This window comes from Rhodothermales bacterium (assembly GCA_040221055.1).
Classification (GTDB): Bacteria; Bacteroidota; Rhodothermia; order Rhodothermales; family UBA10348; genus 1-14-0-65-60-17.
This window is the reverse complement of the sequence record JAVJVN010000011.1, coordinates 16,452-37,277: the sequence shown is the minus strand read 5'-3', so window position 1 is coordinate 37,277 and position 20,826 is coordinate 16,452. Positions and strand designations below refer to the sequence as shown.

General features: G+C 61.4%; 17 protein-coding genes. 13 read left to right on the top strand and 4 right to left on the bottom strand.

All coding sequences use genetic code 11. The features are described 5' to 3' along the window. Positions 1–101: 101 nt before the first annotated feature. The 11 genes from RIE53_04865 to RIE53_04815 all read left to right on the top strand — a co-directional run bounded on the left by RIE53_04865 (position 102) and on the right by RIE53_04815 (position 12,337). The gene (locus RIE53_04865) at positions 102–611 is read left to right on the top strand and encodes an NADH-quinone oxidoreductase subunit J (protein ID MEQ9104008.1); all 510 of its coding nucleotides are present in this window, start codon (positions 102–104) and stop codon (positions 609–611) included. Further along, entirely contained in the window at positions 611–916 is a 306-nt protein-coding gene (nuoK, locus tag RIE53_04860; protein MEQ9104007.1) for an NADH-quinone oxidoreductase subunit NuoK, read from the top strand. The genes RIE53_04865 and nuoK overlap by 1 nt, the downstream gene beginning before the upstream one ends. 27 nt (positions 917–943) lie before the next feature. Next, entirely contained in the window at positions 944–2,926 is a 1,983-nt protein-coding gene (gene nuoL, locus RIE53_04855) for an NADH-quinone oxidoreductase subunit L (GenBank protein ID MEQ9104006.1), read from the top strand. Between the two features lie 3 nt (positions 2,927–2,929). Then, complete coding sequence (locus RIE53_04850; protein ID MEQ9104005.1) at positions 2,930–4,477, top strand: NADH-quinone oxidoreductase subunit M; 1,548 nt, start codon at positions 2,930–2,932, stop codon at positions 4,475–4,477. 18 nt (positions 4,478–4,495) lie between these two features. Next, positions 4,496–5,962: a sodium:proton antiporter gene (locus RIE53_04845; GenBank protein ID MEQ9104004.1), complete on the top strand. Its 1,467-nt coding sequence runs from the start codon at positions 4,496–4,498 to the stop codon at positions 5,960–5,962. Beyond that, the gene (locus tag RIE53_04840) at positions 5,959–6,252 is read left to right on the top strand and encodes a 4a-hydroxytetrahydrobiopterin dehydratase (protein MEQ9104003.1); all 294 of its coding nucleotides are present in this window, start codon (positions 5,959–5,961) and stop codon (positions 6,250–6,252) included. The genes RIE53_04845 and RIE53_04840 overlap by 4 nt, the downstream gene beginning before the upstream one ends. 4 nt (positions 6,253–6,256) lie before the next feature. After that, the gene (locus tag RIE53_04835) at positions 6,257–7,708 is read left to right on the top strand and encodes an NADH-quinone oxidoreductase subunit N (GenBank protein MEQ9104002.1); all 1,452 of its coding nucleotides are present in this window, start codon (positions 6,257–6,259) and stop codon (positions 7,706–7,708) included. Positions 7,709–7,797: 89 nt separating this feature from the next. Continuing rightward, positions 7,798–8,406: a superoxide dismutase gene (locus RIE53_04830; protein ID MEQ9104001.1), complete on the top strand. Its 609-nt coding sequence runs from the start codon at positions 7,798–7,800 to the stop codon at positions 8,404–8,406. Positions 8,407–8,413: 7 nt separating this feature from the next. After that, complete coding sequence (locus RIE53_04825) at positions 8,414–9,088, top strand: 4'-phosphopantetheinyl transferase superfamily protein (protein ID MEQ9104000.1); 675 nt, start codon at positions 8,414–8,416, stop codon at positions 9,086–9,088. 259 nt (positions 9,089–9,347) lie between these two features. Continuing rightward, positions 9,348–9,680: a PadR family transcriptional regulator gene (locus tag RIE53_04820; protein ID MEQ9103999.1), complete on the top strand. Its 333-nt coding sequence runs from the start codon at positions 9,348–9,350 to the stop codon at positions 9,678–9,680. Further along, positions 9,677–12,337 (top strand): ABC transporter permease, encoded by a 2,661-nt coding sequence (locus RIE53_04815; protein ID MEQ9103998.1) that lies wholly within the window; start codon positions 9,677–9,679, stop codon positions 12,335–12,337. The genes RIE53_04820 and RIE53_04815 overlap by 4 nt, the downstream gene beginning before the upstream one ends. On the opposite strand, the gene RIE53_04810 is transcribed toward RIE53_04815, so the two are convergent. The 3 genes from RIE53_04810 to RIE53_04800 are packed head-to-tail and all read right to left on the bottom strand — an operon-like array spanning position 12,334 to position 15,707. After that, on the bottom strand, positions 12,334–13,944 hold the full coding sequence (locus RIE53_04810) for an NAD-dependent malic enzyme (GenBank protein MEQ9103997.1): 1,611 nt from the start codon (positions 13,942–13,944) through the stop codon (positions 12,334–12,336). The two genes, RIE53_04815 and RIE53_04810, sit on opposite strands and share 4 nt — an antisense overlap. 18 nt (positions 13,945–13,962) lie before the next feature. Further along, entirely contained in the window at positions 13,963–14,709 is a 747-nt protein-coding gene (locus tag RIE53_04805) for a nucleotidyl transferase AbiEii/AbiGii toxin family protein (GenBank protein ID MEQ9103996.1), read from the bottom strand. 44 nt (positions 14,710–14,753) lie between these two features. Next, positions 14,754–15,707, bottom strand: coding sequence for a type IV toxin-antitoxin system AbiEi family antitoxin (locus RIE53_04800; protein MEQ9103995.1), 954 nt, complete (start codon positions 15,705–15,707; stop codon positions 14,754–14,756). Between RIE53_04800 and RIE53_04795 the strand changes: the two genes are divergently transcribed. Further along, positions 15,706–16,383, top strand: coding sequence for a CPBP family intramembrane glutamic endopeptidase (locus tag RIE53_04795; protein ID MEQ9103994.1), 678 nt, complete (start codon positions 15,706–15,708; stop codon positions 16,381–16,383). The two genes, RIE53_04800 and RIE53_04795, sit on opposite strands and share 2 nt — an antisense overlap. A 98-nt stretch (positions 16,384–16,481) precedes the next feature. Then, the gene (locus RIE53_04790) at positions 16,482–19,949 is read left to right on the top strand and encodes a methylmalonyl-CoA mutase family protein (GenBank protein ID MEQ9103993.1); all 3,468 of its coding nucleotides are present in this window, start codon (positions 16,482–16,484) and stop codon (positions 19,947–19,949) included. Positions 19,950–20,258: 309 nt separating this feature from the next. On the opposite strand, the gene RIE53_04785 is transcribed toward RIE53_04790, so the two are convergent. Continuing rightward, on the bottom strand, positions 20,259–20,588 hold the full coding sequence (locus RIE53_04785) for a type II toxin-antitoxin system HicB family antitoxin (protein MEQ9103992.1): 330 nt from the start codon (positions 20,586–20,588) through the stop codon (positions 20,259–20,261). Positions 20,589–20,826: the final 238 nt, after the last annotated feature.

Here is a 20,826-nt window from a genome sequence, read left to right as displayed (position 1 = left end):
GCATCACCCAATCGCATCGGTGTCTTTATCGGATCTTTCCTTGCCGTACAATCGGACGGTCGCTAACTTGCGCCGCGATCAACCCCACCCTACGGACGTACATGGCCGCCCAGATCCTGTTTTTTGCGCTCGCGACCGCTGCCATTGCCGGAGCGCTCGGCATGCTCATCTCCCGGAACCCGGTAAACAGCGCACTCTGGCTCATCCTGAACCTGTTTTGCATTGCCGGCCTGTACCTGACGCTGAATGCGGAGTTCATTGCCGTGGTGCAGGTGCTGGTTTACGCCGGTGCCATCATGGTGCTGTTCCTGTTCGTGCTCATGCTGCTGAACCTGGCAGCCCTGCCGGACCTGAAGAAAATCGACGGTCGTCGTGTGCTCGCGTATGTGCTGAGCATGGGCCTGTTGGCCATGCTGTCATTCGTGGTGGCATCCAGCCTGGACATGCTTCCCGTTCCCGGCAGCCTGGAAGCGGTCGCGGAAAACGGCTCGGCGTCCAATCTGGCGAAATCGCTGTTCGTGCAGTTCGCCATGCCGGTTGAAATCATTGGTATTCTCCTGCTTGCCGCCACCATCGGTGCCGTCATGCTGGCCAAACGCAAAGCTGTCTGATGGAAGTCACCCTCAATTGGTACTTGTCGCTCAGTGCCGTGCTCTTCACGGCGGGCGTCATCGGTTTTCTTTTCCGGCGCAACGCCATCGTCATGCTCATGTCGGTCGAGCTCATGCTGAACGCCGTGAATCTGACGCTGGTGGCCTTCAGCCAGTCGCTGGGTGATCCCCAGGGACAGATCCTGGTGTTCTTCGTGATGGCTGTCGCTGCTGCAGAGGCCGCCATCGGCCTGGCACTTGTGATTGCCATCTTCAGGAACAAGACGACGATCGACGTTACCGAATTCAACCTGTTCAAATACTAGGGACCCCACATCCCCGCCGGTTCGACCATGGATTCTGCTGTACTCATTCTGTTGATTCTGTTGCTTCCGCTGGCGGGAGCGGCACTGAACGGGCTCGTGGGCCTCTTCATGCCCTCGTACCGGTCCAAGGAGGGCCTGATCGGCGCCATCGGGACGGCCATGGTCACGGTCCCCTTCCTGGCGTTCGTCTACCTGTTCCTGGCCTACGACGGCGAGCCCATTGTATGGTCCGCGTTCACCTGGATGGCCGCCGGCGACCTCTCGCTGGATTTTGCCTACCGGATTGACCAACTCTCGCTCCTCATGGGGCTGGTGGTCACGGGCGTCGGCAGCCTCATCCACGTCTATTCCGTCGGCTACATGCACGGCGACGACGGGTTCTGGCGCTTCTTCGCCTACCTGAACCTGTTCATCTTCGCCATGCTGAACCTCATCCTGGGGGACAACCTGGTGGTGCTGTTCCTCGGTTGGGAAGGCGTCGGGCTCTGCTCCTACCTGCTCATCGGCTTCTGGTACACGAACCTGAAGAACAGCGCAGCGGCCAACAAAGCATTCATCATGAACCGGATCGGGGACTTTGCTTTCCTGATTGCCATGTTCATGATTTTCAAAGAGATCGGGTCACTCGATGTAGGCGTCATCCTGACCGAAGGCCTGAACATGCCGGAAGCCACCATCGGTTGGATCGTGCTGCTGCTGTTCATTGGCGCCACCGGCAAGTCCGCCCAGATTCCGCTCTTCACGTGGCTCCCGGACGCCATGGCGGGCCCCACGCCGGTTTCGGCGCTCATCCACGCGGCCACCATGGTCACGTCGGGACTCTACCTCCTGGCCCGCCTTTCCCCGCTCGTGCTCATGGCGCCGAATGTCATGATGGTCATCACGGTGGTCGGTGCCACCACCGCGCTGGTCGCTGCCACGATTGCCATCACGCAGAACGACATCAAGAAAGTCCTGGCGTACTCCACGGTATCGCAGCTGGGTTACATGTTCGTCGCCACGGGCGTCGGCGCCTTTTACGTGGCCATCTTCCACGTCATGACGCACGCCTTCTTCAAGGGCTGCCTCTTCCTTGGCTCCGGCAGCGTCATCCACGGCATGCACCACGTGGAGCATGAACTGGCGCACGACGGGCACGGCCACAAGCTGGATCCGCAGGACATGCGCACCATGGGAGGCCTCCGCAAGTACATGCCCGCCACGCGGATGACGTTCCTCATTTCGACCCTCGCCATTGCCGGCATCCCGCTCCTGGCCGGGTTCTTCTCGAAGGACGAAATCCTGTTCAAGGCCTTCGAAGCCGCTTCCTTCGGCTTCCCGATCGGCTGGTTCGCCTGGATCGTGGGCTTGATCACGGCCCTCCTGACGGCCATCTACATGATGCGCGCCTACGTCCTGACCTTTGAAGGCGCCCCCCGCTGGCCCCACGCCGACACCCTCCACCCGCACGAATCGCCCGCGTCGATGACGTTCCCGCTTTGGGTCCTCGCCGGCCTCTCGATGGTCGGCGGTTTCCTGGGCATTCCGGCGGTCATCGCCCACGGCGACCTGAACTGGATCCACCACTGGTTGGCCGGCGAAGGCGGCCCGGTGGCCGAAAAACTGTTCGACGGGCACGTTTCGCTGGCCCTCGAGTGGGGTTTGATTGCGCTCGGCTCGGCGGTGGCCATCATCGGGGTTTCCCTGGGATGGCGCTGGTACACGACGAAGGGACTGGCCTTCGACGAGACCCTGAAAAGCCGTTTCGGCGGCCTCTACACCCTCTGGGCCGGCAAGTACTTCCTGGACGAGGCCTACGACAAGGCCGTTGTCCGCCCGGTGGTCGGTGGCGCAAACCATTTCTTCGCTCCGTTCGACAAATACATCATTGATGGTCTGGTGAACGGCGTGGCCTTCTTCACGCGCGCCGTCAGCTTCGTACTTCGATACATCCAGACGGGCAACGTGCAGTCCTACGCCGTCTCCATTGTATTCGGTGTCCTTCTCATCGTCTGGCTCATGCTCTTCTGATCCATGGTTTCGATCGTCATTTTCCTGCCCCTCGTCGGAGCCCTTCTGACGATGCTTGCCCGGAGTGAGCAGGCCATCAAATGGTCGGCCCTCCTGACCACCCTCGTCACGTTCGTGGTGTCGCTCGGACTGTGGATGCAGTTCGACCCGGCCATCTCGACGGCCACGGCGCCCCAGCTGGCGCAGATGTCCTCGAGCTGGTTCCCGGATACCATGGACATCAAGTACTACGTCGGCATTGACGGGCTGAACCTGCTGCTCATCCTGCTCACGACGCTCCTGGGGCCGATTGTCGTGCTGTCGTCCTGGACCTACATCCAGAAGTCGCTGAAGCCCTACTACGTCCTGCTGCTGGTCCTCCAGACGGGCGTCACGGGTGTTTTCGCGGCATTCGACATTTTCCTGTTCTACATCTTCTTCGAGCTCACGCTCATCCCGATGTACTTCATCATCGGCATCTGGGGCGGCGAAAACCGGGTCTACGCGGCGCTCAAGTTCGTCATCTACACGCTGGTCGGATCGCTGCTCATGCTCGTGGCGCTCATTGCCCTCGGGTTCGCGGCCGGCGATGCCGTGAACGGCGGCGTCTTCACGACGGACTGGTTCAAGCTGGTCGCCTACAACATGCCCATCGACATGCAGGGCTGGCTGTTCCTGATGTTCGCGCTGGCCTTTGCCATCAAGGTGCCGCTCTTCCCGCTGCACACCTGGCTTCCCGACGCGCATGTGCAGGCCCCAACGGGTGGCAGCGTCATCCTGGCCGGCGTGCTCCTGAAAATGGGGACCTTCGGGCTCGTCAAGTTCTGCCTGCCCTTCTTCCCGAACGCGGCCGCCGAGTACGGCATGCTGTTCGCGGTCCTGGCGGTCATCGGCATCGTGTACGGCGCCCTGGTTTCGCGCGCGCAGACGGACGCCAAGAAACTCGTGGCCTACTCGTCCGTGAGCCACCTCGGATTCGTGGTGCTCGGCATCTTCGCGTTCAATACCGAAGCCATGCAGGGCGCCATGATCCAGATGATCAACCACGGCATTTCGACCGGCGCGCTGTTCCTCATTGTGGGCATGCTCTATGAGCGTCGCCATACGCGGCTCATGTCCGACTTCGGCGGCATTGCGCGGTCCGTCCCGGTCCTGACCTTTTTCATGATTGTGAGCGTCCTGGCTTCGGCCGGCCTCCCGGGCCTGAACGGCTTCGTGGGTGAATTCCTCATCCTGATCGGCGCCTTCAAGAGCACGGCGCTCGGCAGTCCGTTCCTGGTCATCGTAGCCACGACGGGCGTCATCCTGGCGGCGGTTTACTTGCTTTACATGGTCTACAGCACGTTCTGGGGTCCCCTGGAGAGCGATGAGAACCGGAACATGAAGGATCTGAACGCGCGCGAGCTCGGCATCCTCATTCCGCTCCTGGTCCTCATGGTGGTCATGGGCGTCATGCCCAAGCCCTTCCTGGACAAGAGCGAGCCTGCCGTTACGGAGCTCCTGCAGACCATCGAGACGAAGCGGGCGACAGCGCCCCAATCGGCGCCGCAGTCGGCCATCGAAATCCAATAGCCCCGTTTTTCCTGAACGATGCGAAAACTTGTCCTCCTGTTGATACTCGGGCTGGCCCTGGTGGCCGTGCCCGATGCGCTTGCCCAGGACTCGACCGCCGCAGCGGCCGATACCGTGATGACCACGGACGCCCACGCCCAGGAGGATGCCCACGGGGACGATGCCCATGGCCCGCTCCCGCCGGTCTGGATGGTGCTGCCGTTCGTCGCCATCCTGCTGCTCATTGCCACGGGTCCCCTGTTCTTCGCCCACCACTGGCACCATCATTATCCCAAATACTCGGTGGGGCTCGGCCTGATCGTGGCCGTGTACTACTTCTTCGTACTTAAGGCGCCCATCGCCATGGAGCACGCCGCCACCGAATATATTTCATTCATTGCGCTCGTGGCGTCGCTCTTCATTGCCGCCAGCGGTGTCTTCGTGAGCATCAATGCCCGCGGTACGGCCCGCAACAACATCATCCTGCTGTTCGCGGCCAGTGTCATTGCCAACCTGATTGCCACGACGGGTTCGGCCATGCTGTTCATCCGCGCCTACATGCGCCTGAATGCAGGTCGGCTGAAAGCGTATCACATCGTGTTCTTCATCTTCCTGGTGGCGAACGTGGGTGGCGCGCTCACACCCATCGGCGATCCGCCGCTGTTCCTCGGTTTCCTGCGCGGTGTGCCGTTCTTCTGGACATTCACCCATGTCTGGTACATCTGGTTTCCGGCCACCATCATGATCCTGGCGGTGTTCTGGTTCCTGGACACGCGCAACAAGGAAACCAGCCCCGATCCGGACCCCGACAAGCCGGTGATTTCGCTCCAGGGCACGAAGAGCTTCTTCTGGGTGGCCATCATCATCGCTGCCGTCTTCATTGACCCGAACGTCTTCCCGTGGGTACCCAACCTGCACGACCTGTTCGGAGTGCCGTTCGGCATCCGGGAAATCATCATGCTCTCGGTGGCGGGCCTGGCCTACGTTACGGCCGACAAGGAGGCCATGGCCAAGAACGAGTTCAATTTCGAACCCATCCGCGAAGTCGGTTGGCTGTTCCTGGGCATTTTCGCGACCATGCAGCCGGCCCTGCAGCTCATAAGCAACTACGCCGCGGGCCACGCCGATTCCCTGACCGTCGGGCTGTTCTATTGGGCCACGGGTATCCTGTCGGGCATCCTGGACAACGCACCGACCTATCTGAACTTCCTGGCGGCGGCCATGGGCAAGTTCGGGCTGGACGTGAATGATCCGGCTGCCGTGCTCCAGTTCGCCAACGCCATCGACTCGGTCATCTTCCTGCAGGCCATTTCGGTCGCTGCCGTATTCTTTGGCGCCATGTCCTACATCGGCAACGCCCCGAACTTCATGGTGAAGGCCATTGCCGAATCGAACGGCGTCGAAACGCCGTCCTTCATGGGCTACATCCTCCGGTATTCCATCCCGGTCCTGCTGCCCATCTATCTTGTCATCTACCTCGTCTTCTTCAGCGGATACATCCTGTGAGCAACGCAACACTGACCGAGAACGCCATTCGTGACGCCCTCCAATCCCTCCCGGGTTGGGAGTGGTCGGACAATGCGCTCAAAAAGACGTTTTCCTTCGGATCGTTCAAGGAAGCCATGGGATTCATGGTCCGCCTGGCATTCGAGGCCGAGGCCCTGAATCACCACCCCGAATTGACCAATGTGTACAACCGGGTCGACGTGTCGCTTACGACGCACGATGCCGGGAATACGGTAACCCAAAAGGACCTCGAATTGGCGAATCGGATTGAATCGCTGAGCTGGGTATAACATTATGGATTTGACGCAGGCATATTCGAATCTGTGGGCCGATGTACTGGCGACGCTGCCCCTGGTGCTGGTCATGCTGACCGGCCTGGTCGTGGTGGTGTTCGATGCGTTCCGGAATCGTCACGCCGCCACACCATGGATGGCGTTCGCGGGGCTCGCGGTCGCCTTTGTTCTGGAGCTCGGCGCGCTGGGAAGTGACGGAACGGCGTATTACGGACTGCTGCGCACAGGCGGACTGGCCTCATTCGTGAACCTGCTGGTTCTGGGTACTGCGGCCGTATCCGTAGTGCTCATGACGCCGTATCTGCAACGCCTGAACCAGCACATCGGAGAAGTCTACGCCATGGTCCTGTTCGCCACGGTGGGCATGCTGGTACTCGGCGCCGGCAATCACCTGGTATCCATTTTCGTCGGCCTGGAAACCATGTCCGTCTGCCTTTACATCCTGGCGGGACTGGTCCGGACCAACCAGGGCGCGCTCGAGGGCGCACTGAAATACTTCCTGCTGGGCGCCTTCTCCACCGGGTTCTTCCTGTACGGCATGGCGTTGTTGTACGGCTCTACCGGTACCATGGACCTCGCCGCCATGCAGGCCGCGGCTTCCGGCGGTTCGGTCATGTTCTGGGCGGGTGTGTCGCTGCTGCTGGTCGGTTTCCTGTTCAAGGTCAGCGCCGTTCCGTTCCACATGTGGACGCCCGATGTGTACCAGGGCGCGCCGACGCCGCTGGTGGCCTTCATGTCCACGGCATCGAAAGCCGCCGCCTTCGCCGCCTTCGTGGTGGTCCTGGCCACAGCCGTGCCTGCCGGCAAGACGGCGGGCGTGCTGGCGGTATTCGCCGTCATCACCATGGTCGTGGGCAACGTGGTCGCGCTGTCCCAGTCGAACGTGAAGCGGATGCTCGCCTACTCCTCCATTGCCCATGCGGGATACATCCTGGTGGCCCTCGCCGCCGAAACGCCCGAGGGATACGCCGGCGCCATCTATTACCTGGTCATCTATTCCATCATGAACATCGGCGCCTTCGGGGTCCTGTCGTACCTGGAATGGGACGATGCGCAGGGTAGCACCCAGTCGCTCGATTCGCTTGCGGGCGTCGGCTATCGCCGGCCCTTGCTGGGCTGGACCATGGCGTTTTTCATGTTCTCTTTGGCCGGCTTTCCGCCGTTGGCCGGGTTCCTCGGAAAGTGGGCGGTCTTCGCCCCGGCCATCGATGCGGGTCTGGTGTGGCTGGCCGTCGTGGGCGTACTCACGAGCGCTGTTTCAGCCTACTATTACCTGCGCGTGCTCGTGGTCTTCTTCATGAAGAAGGAGGACGACACCAGCGACGCCGCTGCCGCAACGTTCCCCGTGCCGGTCTCGACCCGCGTCATCCTGGTAGCCTGTGCGTTAGCGCTGGTGGCGCTCGGTGTGACGACGCATCTCTGGGAATTGACCGAGCGCCTGTTCGGGGTATAAGCGGGTCTTAATGCTCGCTTTAAAACCTACCGGGGGCCGGAGCGTTTGACCCCGTGAATCATCTTTCATAAGTCATACGGAACGCTGACATGGCCCACACACTTCCCGAGCTTCCCTACGCTCACAACGCACTCGAGCCCAACATCGACACGAAGACCATGGAAATCCACCATGGCAAGCACCATCAGGGCTACGTCGACAAACTGAACGCGGCACTCGAAGGGCATGCCGACCTGGCGGCCAAATCCATTGAGGACCTGCTGCGTGGCATTGGCTCGGTCCCGGAATCCATCCGCGGCGCCGTGCGCAACAATGGCGGCGGACATGCCAACCACTCCCTGTTCTGGACCGTCATGTCGCCGGATGGCGGTGGCAACCCCTCCGGCAAACTGGCAGCCGCCATCGACGCGGCGTTCGGCTCGTTGGAGGGCTTCAAGAAGGCCTTCGCGGACGCCGCTGCCACCCGCTTCGGTTCCGGCTGGGCCTGGCTCGTCGTGGCTGACGGCAAACTCAAGGTCTACTCGACGGCCAATCAGGACTCGCCGTACATGGAGGGCCACACGCCCATCCTCGGCCTGGATGTCTGGGAGCACGCCTACTACCTGAACTATCAGAACCGACGTCCCGACTACATTGCCGCCTTCTGGAATGTGGTCAACTGGAACCAGGTCGCAGCCAATTTTGACGCTGCCGTCTGATATACACGTGGCCTCCGGAACCGTGGCCCTGCTCGCTGACGGCGCGTGGGAGACGGTGTTGACGGACGAAGAACACGTGCGGCGGGCCTCGTTGAACAACGAGGCCCGCCGCACCCTTTTTACGCTCGGCCGTCTGGTGTTGCGCAGGCATCTCGGCGAGCGGCTGGGCATGGACCCGCGCGACGTCCCCATCCGGATCCTGGAGAGTGGGCGTTTGGTCCTGGACGCGGGTGCGCCGGGCGTCGCCGACTCATCCTCCACGTCTTCCCTCGTTATTTCGCTCGCCCACTCCGGGGATCGCGCCCTGGCAGTGTCGGGTGCTCGTCCGCTCGGCGTGGACCTCGAAATCATGAAGCCGCGCAAGGAAAGCCTGCTGAAGTACATTACCCACGAGGACGAGCGCCCCGTGCTCGGCGCACTCGCCCCTACTGCGCATGAACAGCTCTATGCCGTCTGGACGCTCAAGGAGGCCGTCCTGAAAGGCATTGGCACCGGCTTGCGCACCGGCCCGCGTCGGCTCCGGATTACGCCGGGAGGCCTGGCTCCGCCGGCGACCTCGGCAGATTCGGGTGCGGTCACAGGCCCGGAGTGGCGCCGCGCGACCGTCCTGGACACGGACGAACGCACGTGGAACGCCTGCTTCCAGGTAGCCGATGGTTACGCCACAGCCATCGCGTGGTGAGTTCGAGGCAGCCAGGCTCAGCTCATCGTGCGCAGTCAGGCTCATCCTATCAAATGGAAAACAGGACTTTTGCGCGTTTTCCGTTTGGGGGTGCAGAAACAGGTTCAGCCTATCTTCGCGTGTACCGGAGATCACGCCGCCGATTCTTTTTCCGCGTCCCAGCCAGGAATGAGTCGTAATCCCTTTCGCTGCAACCTGTGTCCTGCAGCTATCGTAACTGGATATATCGCGACTCGATACATCATCCCATCAGACGTCCATGATTTCCAGAAAGTTGATTGCCGCCAGCTACGAACCGATCGTGCTGTCCATCCTGGAGGGCGCCGCCACGTACGGATACGACCTCATCAAGCGGGTTGACCGGCTGTCGGACGGGTCCATCCGGTGGACGCCGGGCACGCTCTACCCCTTGCTGCACGATATGGAGGCGAGCGGGTTGGTCAAGGCTTCGTGGCAGACCGCCTCCAGCGGCCGGGAACGCAAGTACTACGCCATCACGCCCAAAGGCCGTCGCACCCTGGCCCGAACCAAGGGCGAGTGGCTGCGCGTGAACGCGGTCCTCTCCCGGCTCTGGAGCCCCGCCACGGCATGAGCGCGTCCAAGTTCAACACCGAAGCGGCGATAGCCGCGTGGCGCCGGCCGCTCGAACACATGCGCGCCGTGGCCCCGGACGACCTGCGCGAACTGGAAAGCACGCTGCGCGACGCCATCGATGACCATCGAGCGGCCGGCGCATCTTCCGAAACGGCCTTCCGCCTTGCCGTCCGCGACCTCGACGATCCGTTCGCCATTGAGCGCGAATACCGGAAAATCCACTGGAAGAAATCCGTTCACCGGCACACGTTTGCCACTGAAATCAACCATACCATGTCCATGCTCCGAAGCCACGTTACCACGGCCCTGCGCAGCATGCGCCGCCAGAAAGGCTACGCATTCATCAACATTGCCGGACTGGCGTTCGGACTGGCCGCGTGCCTGCTCCTGGTCCTGTTCGTCCGCGAAGAGCTCAGCTTCGACACGTTCCATGAAAACGCCGACCGCATCCATCGAGTGGTCGTCCAATCCAACTTCGGAGTCATGGCCTACCAGTCGGCATTGATGGGTCCTATGCTGGAAAACGAGATCCCGGGCGTGGAGGCAACGGTGCGTTTCCGCTCGGTCGAGGAGATCGCCATCGGCGAACCCGGGGAGACGGTCCGTTCGGCAACCGGTTTCCTCTACACGGACGCCTCGTTCTTCGACGTGTTCAGCTTCCCGCTCGTCCAGGGGGACCCTGCCACAGCGCTGGCCGAGCCGTGGTCGGTGGTCCTCACGGAACGCGCTGCCGAAACGTGGTTTCCGGGCGAGAACCCCATGGGCCGCACGCTCCCGGTCCAGGGCGCCGACCCCTTCACCGTGACCGGCGTCGTCCAAACACCCCCGGCTGCGTCGTCCATCCAGTTCGACTTCCTCGCATCCATGGCCACGCTCGCGTCGCATCCCGCGGAACGCGGCATGTTTGAAAGCGGCTGGGGCGCCATGGGGTATCCCACGTACGTGCTGGTCCGTCCTACGGCATCGGCATTGGAGACCGCTTCGCGCATCAAACCCCTCATCCTCGCCCAGACCGACGCCCCGTTCATCCAGAACTCCGACTTCTCGCTCGAGCCGCTTCGCGAGCATCATTTCTCGAACATCAACGGCGGCCTCTCCATCACGGCCGACGTCCGCTTCCTGTACGTATTCTCGTCGATCGCCGCGCTTATCCTCATCATTGCGTGCATCAATTACATCAACCTGGCCACGGCGCGTGCCACGCTCCGCGCGCGGGAAGTGGGCATCCGCAAGGCCGTGGGCGCCGACCGCAAGGCCCTCGTCCGGCAGTTCATAGGCGAATCCATGATGACCACCCTGTTCGCGCTCGTGTTGGCGCTCATCCTGGCGGCCACAACCGTCGGACCGTTTGCCACGCTCGTCGAGCGGTCGCTCGCCTTCGGTGACCTGTTGGACGGACCCGTACTGGCCGCCCTCGCCGCCATGGTGCTCCTGGTCGGGCTTGGCGCCGGAAGCTGGCCTGCGTTCGTCCTGGCGCGATATCGGCCCTCACTAGTCCTGAAGGGAGAATCTGGCGGAGCATCGAGCGGCGTCAACATCCGACGCGCCATGGTCGTCCTCCAGTTCGCCATTTCAATCGTGCTGGTCGTGGGCACCATCACCATCCAGCGCCAGCTCAGCTTCATCCAGGAAAAAGACCTGGGATTCGACCAGGAACGCGTCGTGTCGGTGCGACTGGGCGGGGAGGCGGCCGAACAGGCCGAGGTCCTGGCCGAGGCGTACCGGGGGCTCCCCGGCGTGGGCGGGGCGACGCTTTCCGGCGCCATCCCCTCCCAGACATCGGCCCGATTCGGCTTCAAGATCGGTGAGGTTCAACACTACGCGGCGGTATTTCCGGTAGATGCGGTATTCGCCGCAACCATGGGCATGGACATCGTGGCCGGCCGGAATTTTGACACCGCCATCAACGATGCGTCGAACCAGACCCGCGAGGGCGGTGCCATCATCAATGAAGCCATGGTCCCGCTCCTGGACGCGGAGGATCCGATCGGCGCCAAACTCCCCGTCCAACCCAATGGCAACAGCTACCGTGTGGTCGGGGTCGTGCGGGATTTCCACATGGCCTCCCTGCACGACGAGATTACCCCGATCATGCTGCTTCCCCGGGAGGACTTCTGGACGCGGTTCATCTCGGTCCGCGTGGGCACGGAGGATTATGCCGGCGTGCTGGACGCCATGGAGGCCGAATGGACGCGGATTGATCCGACCCGCCCGTTCAATTACCGCTTCCTGGATGAAGCCTTCGATCAGTTGTACAAAGGACCGTACCAACTGGCGCGGTTGTTCAACGTCTTCTCGCTGACGGCCGTCCTCATTGCGTGCCTTGGGCTGTTCGGCCTGGCCGCCTTCACCGCCGTCCGCCGAACCCGTGAAATCGGCGTTCGAAAGGCGCTGGGTGCCAGCCGGCGCAGCATCCTCGTCCTGCTGACGCGGGAATTCCTGCTGTTGGTGGGCATTGCCTTCCTCGTGGCCGTACCCGTGGCGTGGATCGCATCGGACCACTGGCTGGCCACGTTCGCCTACCGGATTGAGGTCGACTGGATCACCTTCCTCGTCGGCGGCCTGCTAATGGCCGTGATTGCCGTCGGAACCGTGGCGTGGCAAGCCGTGCGCGCCGCATCCACCAATCCCACGGAGGCGCTCAGGCACGTTTAGTACGTCCCGTCGTACCGCATTTTGGCCAGCATGGCGCGGAGGTCGTCCGGGCGGTCGACGCGGGCCAGTCCCTCCTTGTAGGCGACCTCGGCGGTGGCGACAGCGACCTCGAGCGAGACTTCCCGGATGTCCGTGAGCGGCGGAAACAGTCCGCCGACCGCCAGGCGCTCCTCATCGACCATGGTTGCGAGGGCGTTGGCCGCGGCCATGAACATGGAATCGGTGACCCGCGTGGCCCGGACGGCCACGGCGCCCAGGCCGACGCCCGGAAAAATGTAGGCATTGTTCGCCTGCGTGGGCTCGAAGTGCTTGCCGTGCGCATCCACCGGAGCAAACGGGCTGCCCGAGGCAAATATGGCGCGTCCCTCGGACCACCGGTAGGCCTCCTCGGCCGTGCATTCGGCGTTCGCCGTCGGATTCGACAGCGCAAATATCCCCGGCCGGTCGTTCAGCTGGCTCATGAGGGCCACGACCTCCTCCGTGAACGTCCCCGGCGCACCTGTCGCGCCAATCAGCACGTGCGGTTTCACTTCCTGGATGGCGTCCAGGAGTTGCATGGGCGCGTGGTCGTGGGCAAACGGCAGCTTGTGATCAGCGAGACCGTCCCTGGACCGAACGACAAGTCCCGTCGAATCCACGAACCACAATCGCCGGAACGCATCGTCATGCGGCACACCGCGTTCCTGCATGGCCGACGCCATGAGCTGGCCGATCCCCGCGGCCGCCGAACCGGCGCCGAGGAACATGATGCGCATCTCCTCGAACGGCACCCCGCTTATCCGGCTCGACGCCAGGACGCCCGCGAGCGTGACCGCCGCCGTGCCCTGGATGTCATCGTTGAAGGAGAACACCCGATCCCGGTATTCCTCAAGCAACCCGAACGCGTTTTCCGTCTTGAAATCCTCGAACTGGATGAGGATATCCGGATATTTGTCCGTCACCGCCTGCACGAACTCCTCCACCAGATCGTGATACGCCTGCCCGCGAACCCGGGGGTGCGGATACCCCATGTAGAGCGGATCGTCCAGGAGGCCCTGGTTCTCCGTGCCCACATCCAGCATGACCGGCATGCACCACTTGGGATGCACGCCAGCCAGCGCCACGTACAGGGCCAGTTTCCCGATTGGGATGCCCATGCCGTTCGCGCCCAGATCGCCGAGCCCGAGGATCCGCTCCCCATCCGTCACCACGATGACGCGGACGTCCTCTTCCGTCCAGTTGTCGAGCATCCGGCGGATGTCGCCCCGATCCTCCGGCGTGATGTAGAAGCCCTTGGGATTCCGGTAGATGTGCGCAAACTCCTTGCACGCCTGCCCCACCGTCGGCGTGTACACAATCGGCATGAGCTCTTCAATGTGTTCGATGAGCGTCCGGTAGTAGAGCCGTTCATTCCGGTCCTGCAGGGCGTTCAGCGCGATATAGCGCTCGATGTCCGACTCCTTCCGGCGTACGTGCCCCATGATGCGTTCCACCTGGATGGCCTGGCTGCACGTATTGTGCGGCATGAGCCCCCTGAGCTTGAAGGCCTCCCGCTCCTCCGCCGTGAATGCCGTTCCTTTGTTCTGTGATGCATCCCGGAGCAGACTCCGGCCGGTCAAATGGGACATGGGGGTACTCTGTATTATTTATTCTGGAAGCAATTCAAACAGTGCTGAGGACACCCGTTCTGCGGCAGAATGCATATTCCATTTTACTCCGGACGCCAGCAAAGGGCTGATATCGGCGGTGAATTTCCGGTCATTCATTTTTTCCGACATGTTCTGGACAAATTGCTGACGACGTACGCCATGGCCTTCTCGTGTCATGTATTCCAGGAATGCCTCGACAATGCCCGGCGCGCTTGCTTCCCCACTGTCGAGCGCCGTCGCGAGGTCGAAAAGATCCCGGCCTTTCTTTCGTTGATACAGCGCGCGAAGCTTCGTTCCGAGCAATTCCTCCAGGGAATAGCTGCAAATGTCGGCCTCCCCGCTGAACCAGCGCGACGCCATCTCGAATCGTTCCTGCTGATATCCAAAAACTGAAAAGTGTTCTCGCGTGTTGATTTCAACCTTGAGCCGCAGCGGAATCGGGGGTTGATCCTCAGAATCGAACCGGAAATTCAGTGTCACCCGACCGGCACTCTGCTTCCACTGCGCCGGTCCAAGCCAAGGTTCGAGGACTTCTCGGAGTGCCGTCATCACGGGACCGGCAGGTTCGGCACGAATCTGTACCAGGTCAATGTCTTCCGAGTACCTCTGGGGAGGCCTGAAATGCAGCTTGTACAGAGCCGTGCCCCCGCGGAAGGCCAATGATTTGCCGAGAACGGGGTGTGAAAATATTTCGACCAATGCCCTGCTGATGACGAGGTCCTGTTCTATCTGGTAAGCCTGCACCCACGGTGCTTGGGCTCGCCATTCCGTGATGTAATCCCTTGGGATCATGAATCGACCTCAATTTCAGTATTGACGTCCACTTTCCACACGTCGTCCCGGCTCGTCACCGACTCGGTAGAGCCTGGAAGTAAGCCAGTGTATTCGCGCGCGTTTTTCGAGACGAACGACTTGAGTTCCCTTGCTTGGCTGCCAGCATCAACCAAATCCATCAGAAACCCCAATCGCTGTGACCACGCGATCGGAGACAGTTTTGCGGACGCTACCAATTTCGCGGGATCAATCTTCTCCGCCAGATCAGTCAACACCGAAGCCACGTTGTCGAGCCCGCCGGAGCGATCATGGTATCCGACCAGGTCGAGTGCCGTTGCCTCAGGCGTTGAGACGGCAATGAACCCGCGGGGAGTATTGAATTGTTGGACGGGTATCCGGCTCGCATTCCGTCGTTGGACGAATGCGATGCGAACACGACCGCATGCAATGGGCCGTCTGGTTTTCTCAAGTACGACCTGGAACTCCTGAGGTCGATGATGCGCCGCGCCGTGGAATTGTGCCGCGGACAACAAGCCAACGTAGTACCGGGCCCCCACGAAATCCATGAGTTCCGGGATGAAGTGATCGGCTGGCAGACAACCAACGGAGCGATACTCAGGCGGAATAATCACGTAGAACCCGCGCGCCGGCGATGCCACGACATCCTGCTGCAAAAGCCGATGCATGGCCATCCGGGTAGCTTGTGCAGAAACACCCAACGCAGCACGCACTTCGCTGGACGTGAAGTGGTGCCGGCCGGATGCCGCGAGTGCATCCACGAATGTCCGTGCACTTGGAGATTGTTCTTCCGATTTCATTCGCGTATAGTAACGATTTTCGTTACTTTTTGCAAACGATTTCCATAGTGCGTCGAAGTTGAAACCATCCCGCTCGCGTCCGTAGGCCGGAAGGATGAAACGGAAAAAGATCCTCGTCTTCCTGGCCGTCATCGTGGTCGGGTTCATCATGTTCGCCGCGCCTGCCATCTTCTTCCAGATGGGCGGCCTGGGCGGCTACCAGGGCCCCAACTTTGCCCTGCTCGGCGTCATTCAACTGGTGCTGGTCGTCGGCGTCCTGCGCGTCGGAACGCGCATGCTGGGCATGAACTTCCATGACATCGGATTGCGGACGCCGGATTTCCTGTCCGGAGCCTTCCGGCAGGACCTGCTGCTCGGCGTCGGTGCCGCCGCCCTCTGGATTGCCGTCCAGTTCCTGGTGCTCTTCCCGCAAACCGGCGGTGCCGCCCGTCCCGACATCGCTGAAATCCTGAAGATGGTGGACGGCCGCTGGATGAACGTACTGTGGTATCTGCCGCTTGGGGTGCTCGGCGGTGGCGTCGCCGAAGAACTCTACAACCGCGGCTTTTTCATTACCGTGCTGCGCGATATCCTGGGCGGCGGCAAAACGTTGGCCGGTTCATCGAGCGCCATGGGTTGGCCCGCCTTCGCCGCAGCGGCCCTCTCCGTCGTGTTCTTCGCCGCCGGACACCTGCCGTCCGGCCTCATCGACTGGGTCGACATCCTCATTCCGAGCATTGGATATGCCGCGATTTTCCTCTATACCGGCCGCCTGACCGCGTGTATTGTGGCCCATTCCATCTGGAACAGCGTGGCCGTCGCCGGGATTTTCCTGATGTATGGATGATGCGGCAATCGGGCCGCGGCTCCGCTGGGATGCGCCGCAAAACCTCCCTCCGTTAACGGCGTTAAGGCAGGGAGTACACCCTGACTGAACCAGACGCCATGTCTACTGCCTCCCCAACCGAAAAGTCCGCCGACGCGAAGGCCGCCACCACGGACGAATGGTATGTGCCGAAGCACCCCATCCGTTTCGTGACGGCCGCCAGCCTGTTCGACGGACACGACGCCGCCATCAACATCATGCGGCGCATCCTGCAGTCGGCGGGCGCCGAGGTCATCCACCTCGGGCACAACCGGTCCGTGAAGGACGTGGTCGAAACGGCCATCCAGGAAGACGTCCAGGGAATTGCCGTCTCGTCCTATCAGGGCGGGCACATGGAGTACTTTAAATACATGTACGACCTGCTACATGATTTTAAAGCAGGTCATATCAAAATCTATGGTGGCGGCGGCGGCGTCATCGTGCAGGAAGAGATCGATGAGCTCCACGAATACGGAATCGCCCGCATTTTCTCGCCGGAAGACGGACTGAAACTGGGCTTGCGCGGCATGATCGATGTGATGATGCGCGAATGCGACTTTTCGACCGCCGAGCTTGCGCCTCCGGCCGATGCCGTGAGCCCCGACGAACCCGGCTCACTCGCACGTGCGCTGACTCGTCTTGAAGGCGCCCCGGCGGGTGGCGACGGAGCACCGTCCGACCGCGTGGCGGACTGGAAGATTCCCACCATCGGCATTACCGGCACCGGCGGCGCAGGCAAGTCCACGCTCACCGATGAGATTATTCGCCGCTTCGTGAACGACTTCGACGACGTACGGATTGCCGTACTCTCCGTCGATCCCACCAAGCGCTCCACGGGCGGCGCGCTGCTCGGCGATCGCATCCGCATGAACGCCATTTACGATGCCGCCGACGGCCGCGTCTACATGCGCTCGTTCGCAACGCGACAGGCGCACCGGGCCACGTCGCTCGCCCTCCGTGAGGCCATCCGGGTATGCAAGGCCGCCGGATTCGATATCATCATCCTGGAAACCGCAGGAATTGGCCAGAGCGATACCGAAATCGCCGAGCTCACGGACCTCACGCTCTACGTCATGACGCAGGAATTCGGCGCCCCGACGCAGCTCGAAAAGATCGGGATGCTCGACGTGGCCGACTTCGTGGCGCTCAACAAGTTCGAGAAGCGCGGCAGTGAGGATGCGCTCCGCGACGTTCGCAAGCAGATGCAGCGCAACAGAATGGCGTTCGACGTCCAGCCGGATGAGATGCCCGTATATCCGACCATGGCGTCGCACTTCAATAACGGCGGCGTGACCAAACTCTACCTCGGTCTCCTGGAGCGCCTGAATGCTGACTTCGATTTCGGGCGCACGTCCACGGTCTATGCCGAGGGTCACGAACCCGGGGCAGCCGTCGGCACCGAGGCTCTCATTCCTGGTAAACGGCAGCGGTATCTGGGCGATATTGCCGATACCTGTCGGAACTATCGCCAACACGCCGAGGAGCAGATCCGGCTTGCGCGCAAGTGGGGTGAGGCAAAAGGAGCACTGACCCAGATCGAAGAATGGAATCCGGAAGACCGGGAGCAACTCGCCCCGCGACTCACGGAAATGGCAGAGCGCTGGTGGAACCGCCTGGACCATCATTCCCGGAGCATCCTCGAAAAATGGGATGAAACGGCCGCGGCCTACCGCGCAGATGCATTTACGTACAGCGTCCGCGGCCGCGACTTCACCGTTCCGCTGTACACCGAATCGCTCTCCGGTACGCACGTGCCCCGCGTGGCCCTTCCCCGCACCGAAGACCCCGGCGAGCGCCTGCGTTTCGCGCTCCTCGAGAACGTCCCGGGGTACTTCCCCTTCACGGCAGGCGTGTTTCCGTTCAAACGGACAGGCGAGGATCCGACGCGCATGTTTGCGGGCGAAGGCAACCCCGAGCGTACGAATCGCCGCTTCCATTTGGTATCGGAAGGCATGCCTGCCAAGCGGCTGTCGACGGCGTTCGACTCGGTGACGCTCTACGGATTCGATCCGCACGAACGTCCCGACATCTACGGCAAGGTCGGCAACGCCGGCGTATCCATTTGCACGCTCGATGACATGAAGAAGCTGTACTCCGGCTTCGACCTGTGCAGCCCGACGACGAGTGTGTCCATGACCATCAATGGTCCGGCGCCCATGATCCTGGCCATGTTCATGAACACGGCCATTGACCAGCAGGTGGAAAAGCACCTGGCCGAGGAAGGCAGACTGGACGCCGTCCGCAATGAAATCGCCAAGCGGCTCGGCGATCGGATGCCCACCTACACTCCGACCGGCCCGAACGGCCCAATGGACAGCATGCCGGCCACGAATGACGGGTTCGGGCTTGCCCTGCTCGGTACCACCGGCGCGCACCTTGTGAAATGGGGTCTGCTCGATGCCGACACGTACGAAAAACTGCGAACCTATGCCTTGAACGTGGTCCGCGGCACCGTCCAGGCCGACATCCTGAAGGAAGATCAGGCGCAGAACACCTGCATTTTCTCCACCGAGTTTGCCCTGCGCATGATGGGCGATGTCCAGGCATCATTCATCGAACATGGTGTGCGGAATTTTTACTCCGTGTCCATTTCCGGCTACCACATTGCCGAGGCCGGCGCCAATCCGATTTCCCAGTTGGCATTTACGCTCTCCAACGGGTTCACGTTGGTGGAATACTACCTGGCCCGCGGAATGGACATCGACGATTTCGCGCCGAACCTGTCGTTCTTCTTTTCGAACGGTATGGACCCGGAGTACAGCGTTATCGGCCGCGTGGCACGCCGGATCTGGGCCGCTGCCATGCGGGACCGCTACAAAGCCAACGAGCGCAGCCAGAAGCTCAAATACCACATTCAGACGTCCGGCCGAAGCCTCCACGCCCAGGAAATCCAGTTCAATGATATCCGGACGACGCTACAGGCGTTGATGGCCATCCAGGACAACTGCAACTCGTTGCACACCAACGCCTACGACGAGGCCATCACGACGCCCACGGAAGAAAGCGTCCGGCGGGCCATTGCCATCCAGCTCATCATCAATCGGGAGTTGGGACTGGCGACGAACGAAAACCCGTTGCAGGGCTCGTATATCATCGATGAACTGACGGACCTGGTCGAAGAGGCCGTCCTGCAGGAATTCGAACGGCTGAACGACCGGGGTGGCGTGCTGGGAGCCATGGAGACCATGTACCAGCGGTCCAAAATCCAGGAAGAGAGCATGTTCTACGAGCATCGGAAGCACACGGGCGAACTCCCCGTCATCGGCGTGAACACGTTCAAAGCCGAGGACAGCGACGAGGCCAATACCCACGCCGTCCCCCTCATGCGCTCATCCGACTCCGAGAAGCAGCTCCAGATCTCGAATCTGCGCGCCTTCCAGGCCCGGAATGCGGACGATGTACCGGCCATGCTGGAGCGTATCCAGGAAACCGCCCGCACCGGCGGCAACATGTTTGACACCCTCTTGGATGCCGTCCAGGTCTGCTCGCTCGGCCAGATCACCCACGCCCTCTTCGAAGTCGGCGGGCAGTACCGTCGGAATATGTAGTTTTTCGGGCGCGGATTGCAGGGACTTCCGGTCGGCCATCTCCAATATTCATTGTGGGCGGCGCCCTTTCATGGGAGATGGAGGCCCGTCAATCCCTCAATCCGCGCCCGAGCTGCCACCGGACAGGCTCTTCCTATCGAATGGAAAATCGGGTTTTGGTGTGGTTTCCCGAAGTGGGGTGCAGAAGAAGGATCGGCCTATCTCTTCGAAAGGATCAACCTGTTTCTGCATGACCAATTCCGGTCACCTCGAAAGGGTCACTCCAGCGTTTGATAGGATGAACCTACCCTACATGATGGACGAATCGTGTCAATCCGCAATGGCCAAGCGATCCGAAATCCATTGGTTCAGGCTTTTACCCTCGTGCTGGGCCCGCACATGGACTTTTCGATGCAATTCCGGTGGGAGACGAAGCATGAGTCTTCCAGAAAAAGGCCTGTCCGGTTCTTCTCCCCGATCCCGACAGAAATCCAGATAATCGTCGATTGAGTCGCGAAACGACTGCCGGATTTCTTCCACGCTCTTGCCTTGAAACGTGACGACATCCCTGAGATCCAGCACTTCTCCGTGCAGCAGGCCAGATTCGTCGTCGTACTCAACACGTCCCGTATAGCCCTTGTAAGTCAGCATATCACGCATGGGGATTGATTCCAGCCTCATTCAAGAAACGTCGCATTGACCGTAGAGCGCCCTTGTCCGTGTCAGGCTCGGGGTGTGGACGATGGAAGACGGCTCGAACACCTCGTAAATGGATTCGAACGCGAAAGCCGCGCCCTTCAGTCAGGTCTGCACCGAGTGCACGCAACAATCTTTCCACGTCCATCCACTTCACGTTTGAACGGACCGGATCTTCAAAGATCGAGGCCATCGTCCTTCG

What these genes read in the sequence shown, in the direction of transcription:
- RIE53_04865 (MEQ9104008.1), top strand. Translation starts at nt 102, where the DNA reads ATGGCCGCCCAGATCCTGTTTTTTGCGCTCGCGACCGCTGCCATTGCC.
- nuoK (MEQ9104007.1), top strand. Translation starts at nt 611, where the DNA reads ATGGAAGTCACCCTCAATTGGTACTTGTCGCTCAGTGCCGTGCTCTTC.
- nuoL (MEQ9104006.1), top strand. Translation starts at nt 944, where the DNA reads ATGGATTCTGCTGTACTCATTCTGTTGATTCTGTTGCTTCCGCTGGCG.
- RIE53_04850 (MEQ9104005.1), top strand. Translation starts at nt 2,930, where the DNA reads ATGGTTTCGATCGTCATTTTCCTGCCCCTCGTCGGAGCCCTTCTGACG.
- RIE53_04845 (MEQ9104004.1), top strand. Translation starts at nt 4,496, where the DNA reads ATGCGAAAACTTGTCCTCCTGTTGATACTCGGGCTGGCCCTGGTGGCC.
- RIE53_04835 (MEQ9104002.1), top strand. Translation starts at nt 6,257, where the DNA reads ATGGATTTGACGCAGGCATATTCGAATCTGTGGGCCGATGTACTGGCG.
- RIE53_04830 (MEQ9104001.1), top strand. Translation starts at nt 7,798, where the DNA reads ATGGCCCACACACTTCCCGAGCTTCCCTACGCTCACAACGCACTCGAG.
- RIE53_04820 (MEQ9103999.1), top strand. Translation starts at nt 9,348, where the DNA reads ATGATTTCCAGAAAGTTGATTGCCGCCAGCTACGAACCGATCGTGCTG.
- RIE53_04815 (MEQ9103998.1), top strand. Translation starts at nt 9,677, where the DNA reads ATGAGCGCGTCCAAGTTCAACACCGAAGCGGCGATAGCCGCGTGGCGC.
- RIE53_04810 (MEQ9103997.1), bottom strand. Translation starts at nt 13,944, where the DNA reads ATGTCCCATTTGACCGGCCGGAGTCTGCTCCGGGATGCATCACAGAAC.
- RIE53_04795 (MEQ9103994.1), top strand. Translation starts at nt 15,706, where the DNA reads ATGTTCGCCGCGCCTGCCATCTTCTTCCAGATGGGCGGCCTGGGCGGC.
- RIE53_04800 (MEQ9103995.1), bottom strand. Translation starts at nt 15,707, where the DNA reads ATGATGAACCCGACCACGATGACGGCCAGGAAGACGAGGATCTTTTTC.
- RIE53_04790 (MEQ9103993.1), top strand. Translation starts at nt 16,482, where the DNA reads ATGTCTACTGCCTCCCCAACCGAAAAGTCCGCCGACGCGAAGGCCGCC.
- RIE53_04785 (MEQ9103992.1), bottom strand. Translation starts at nt 20,588, where the DNA reads ATGCGTGATATGCTGACTTACAAGGGCTATACGGGACGTGTTGAGTAC.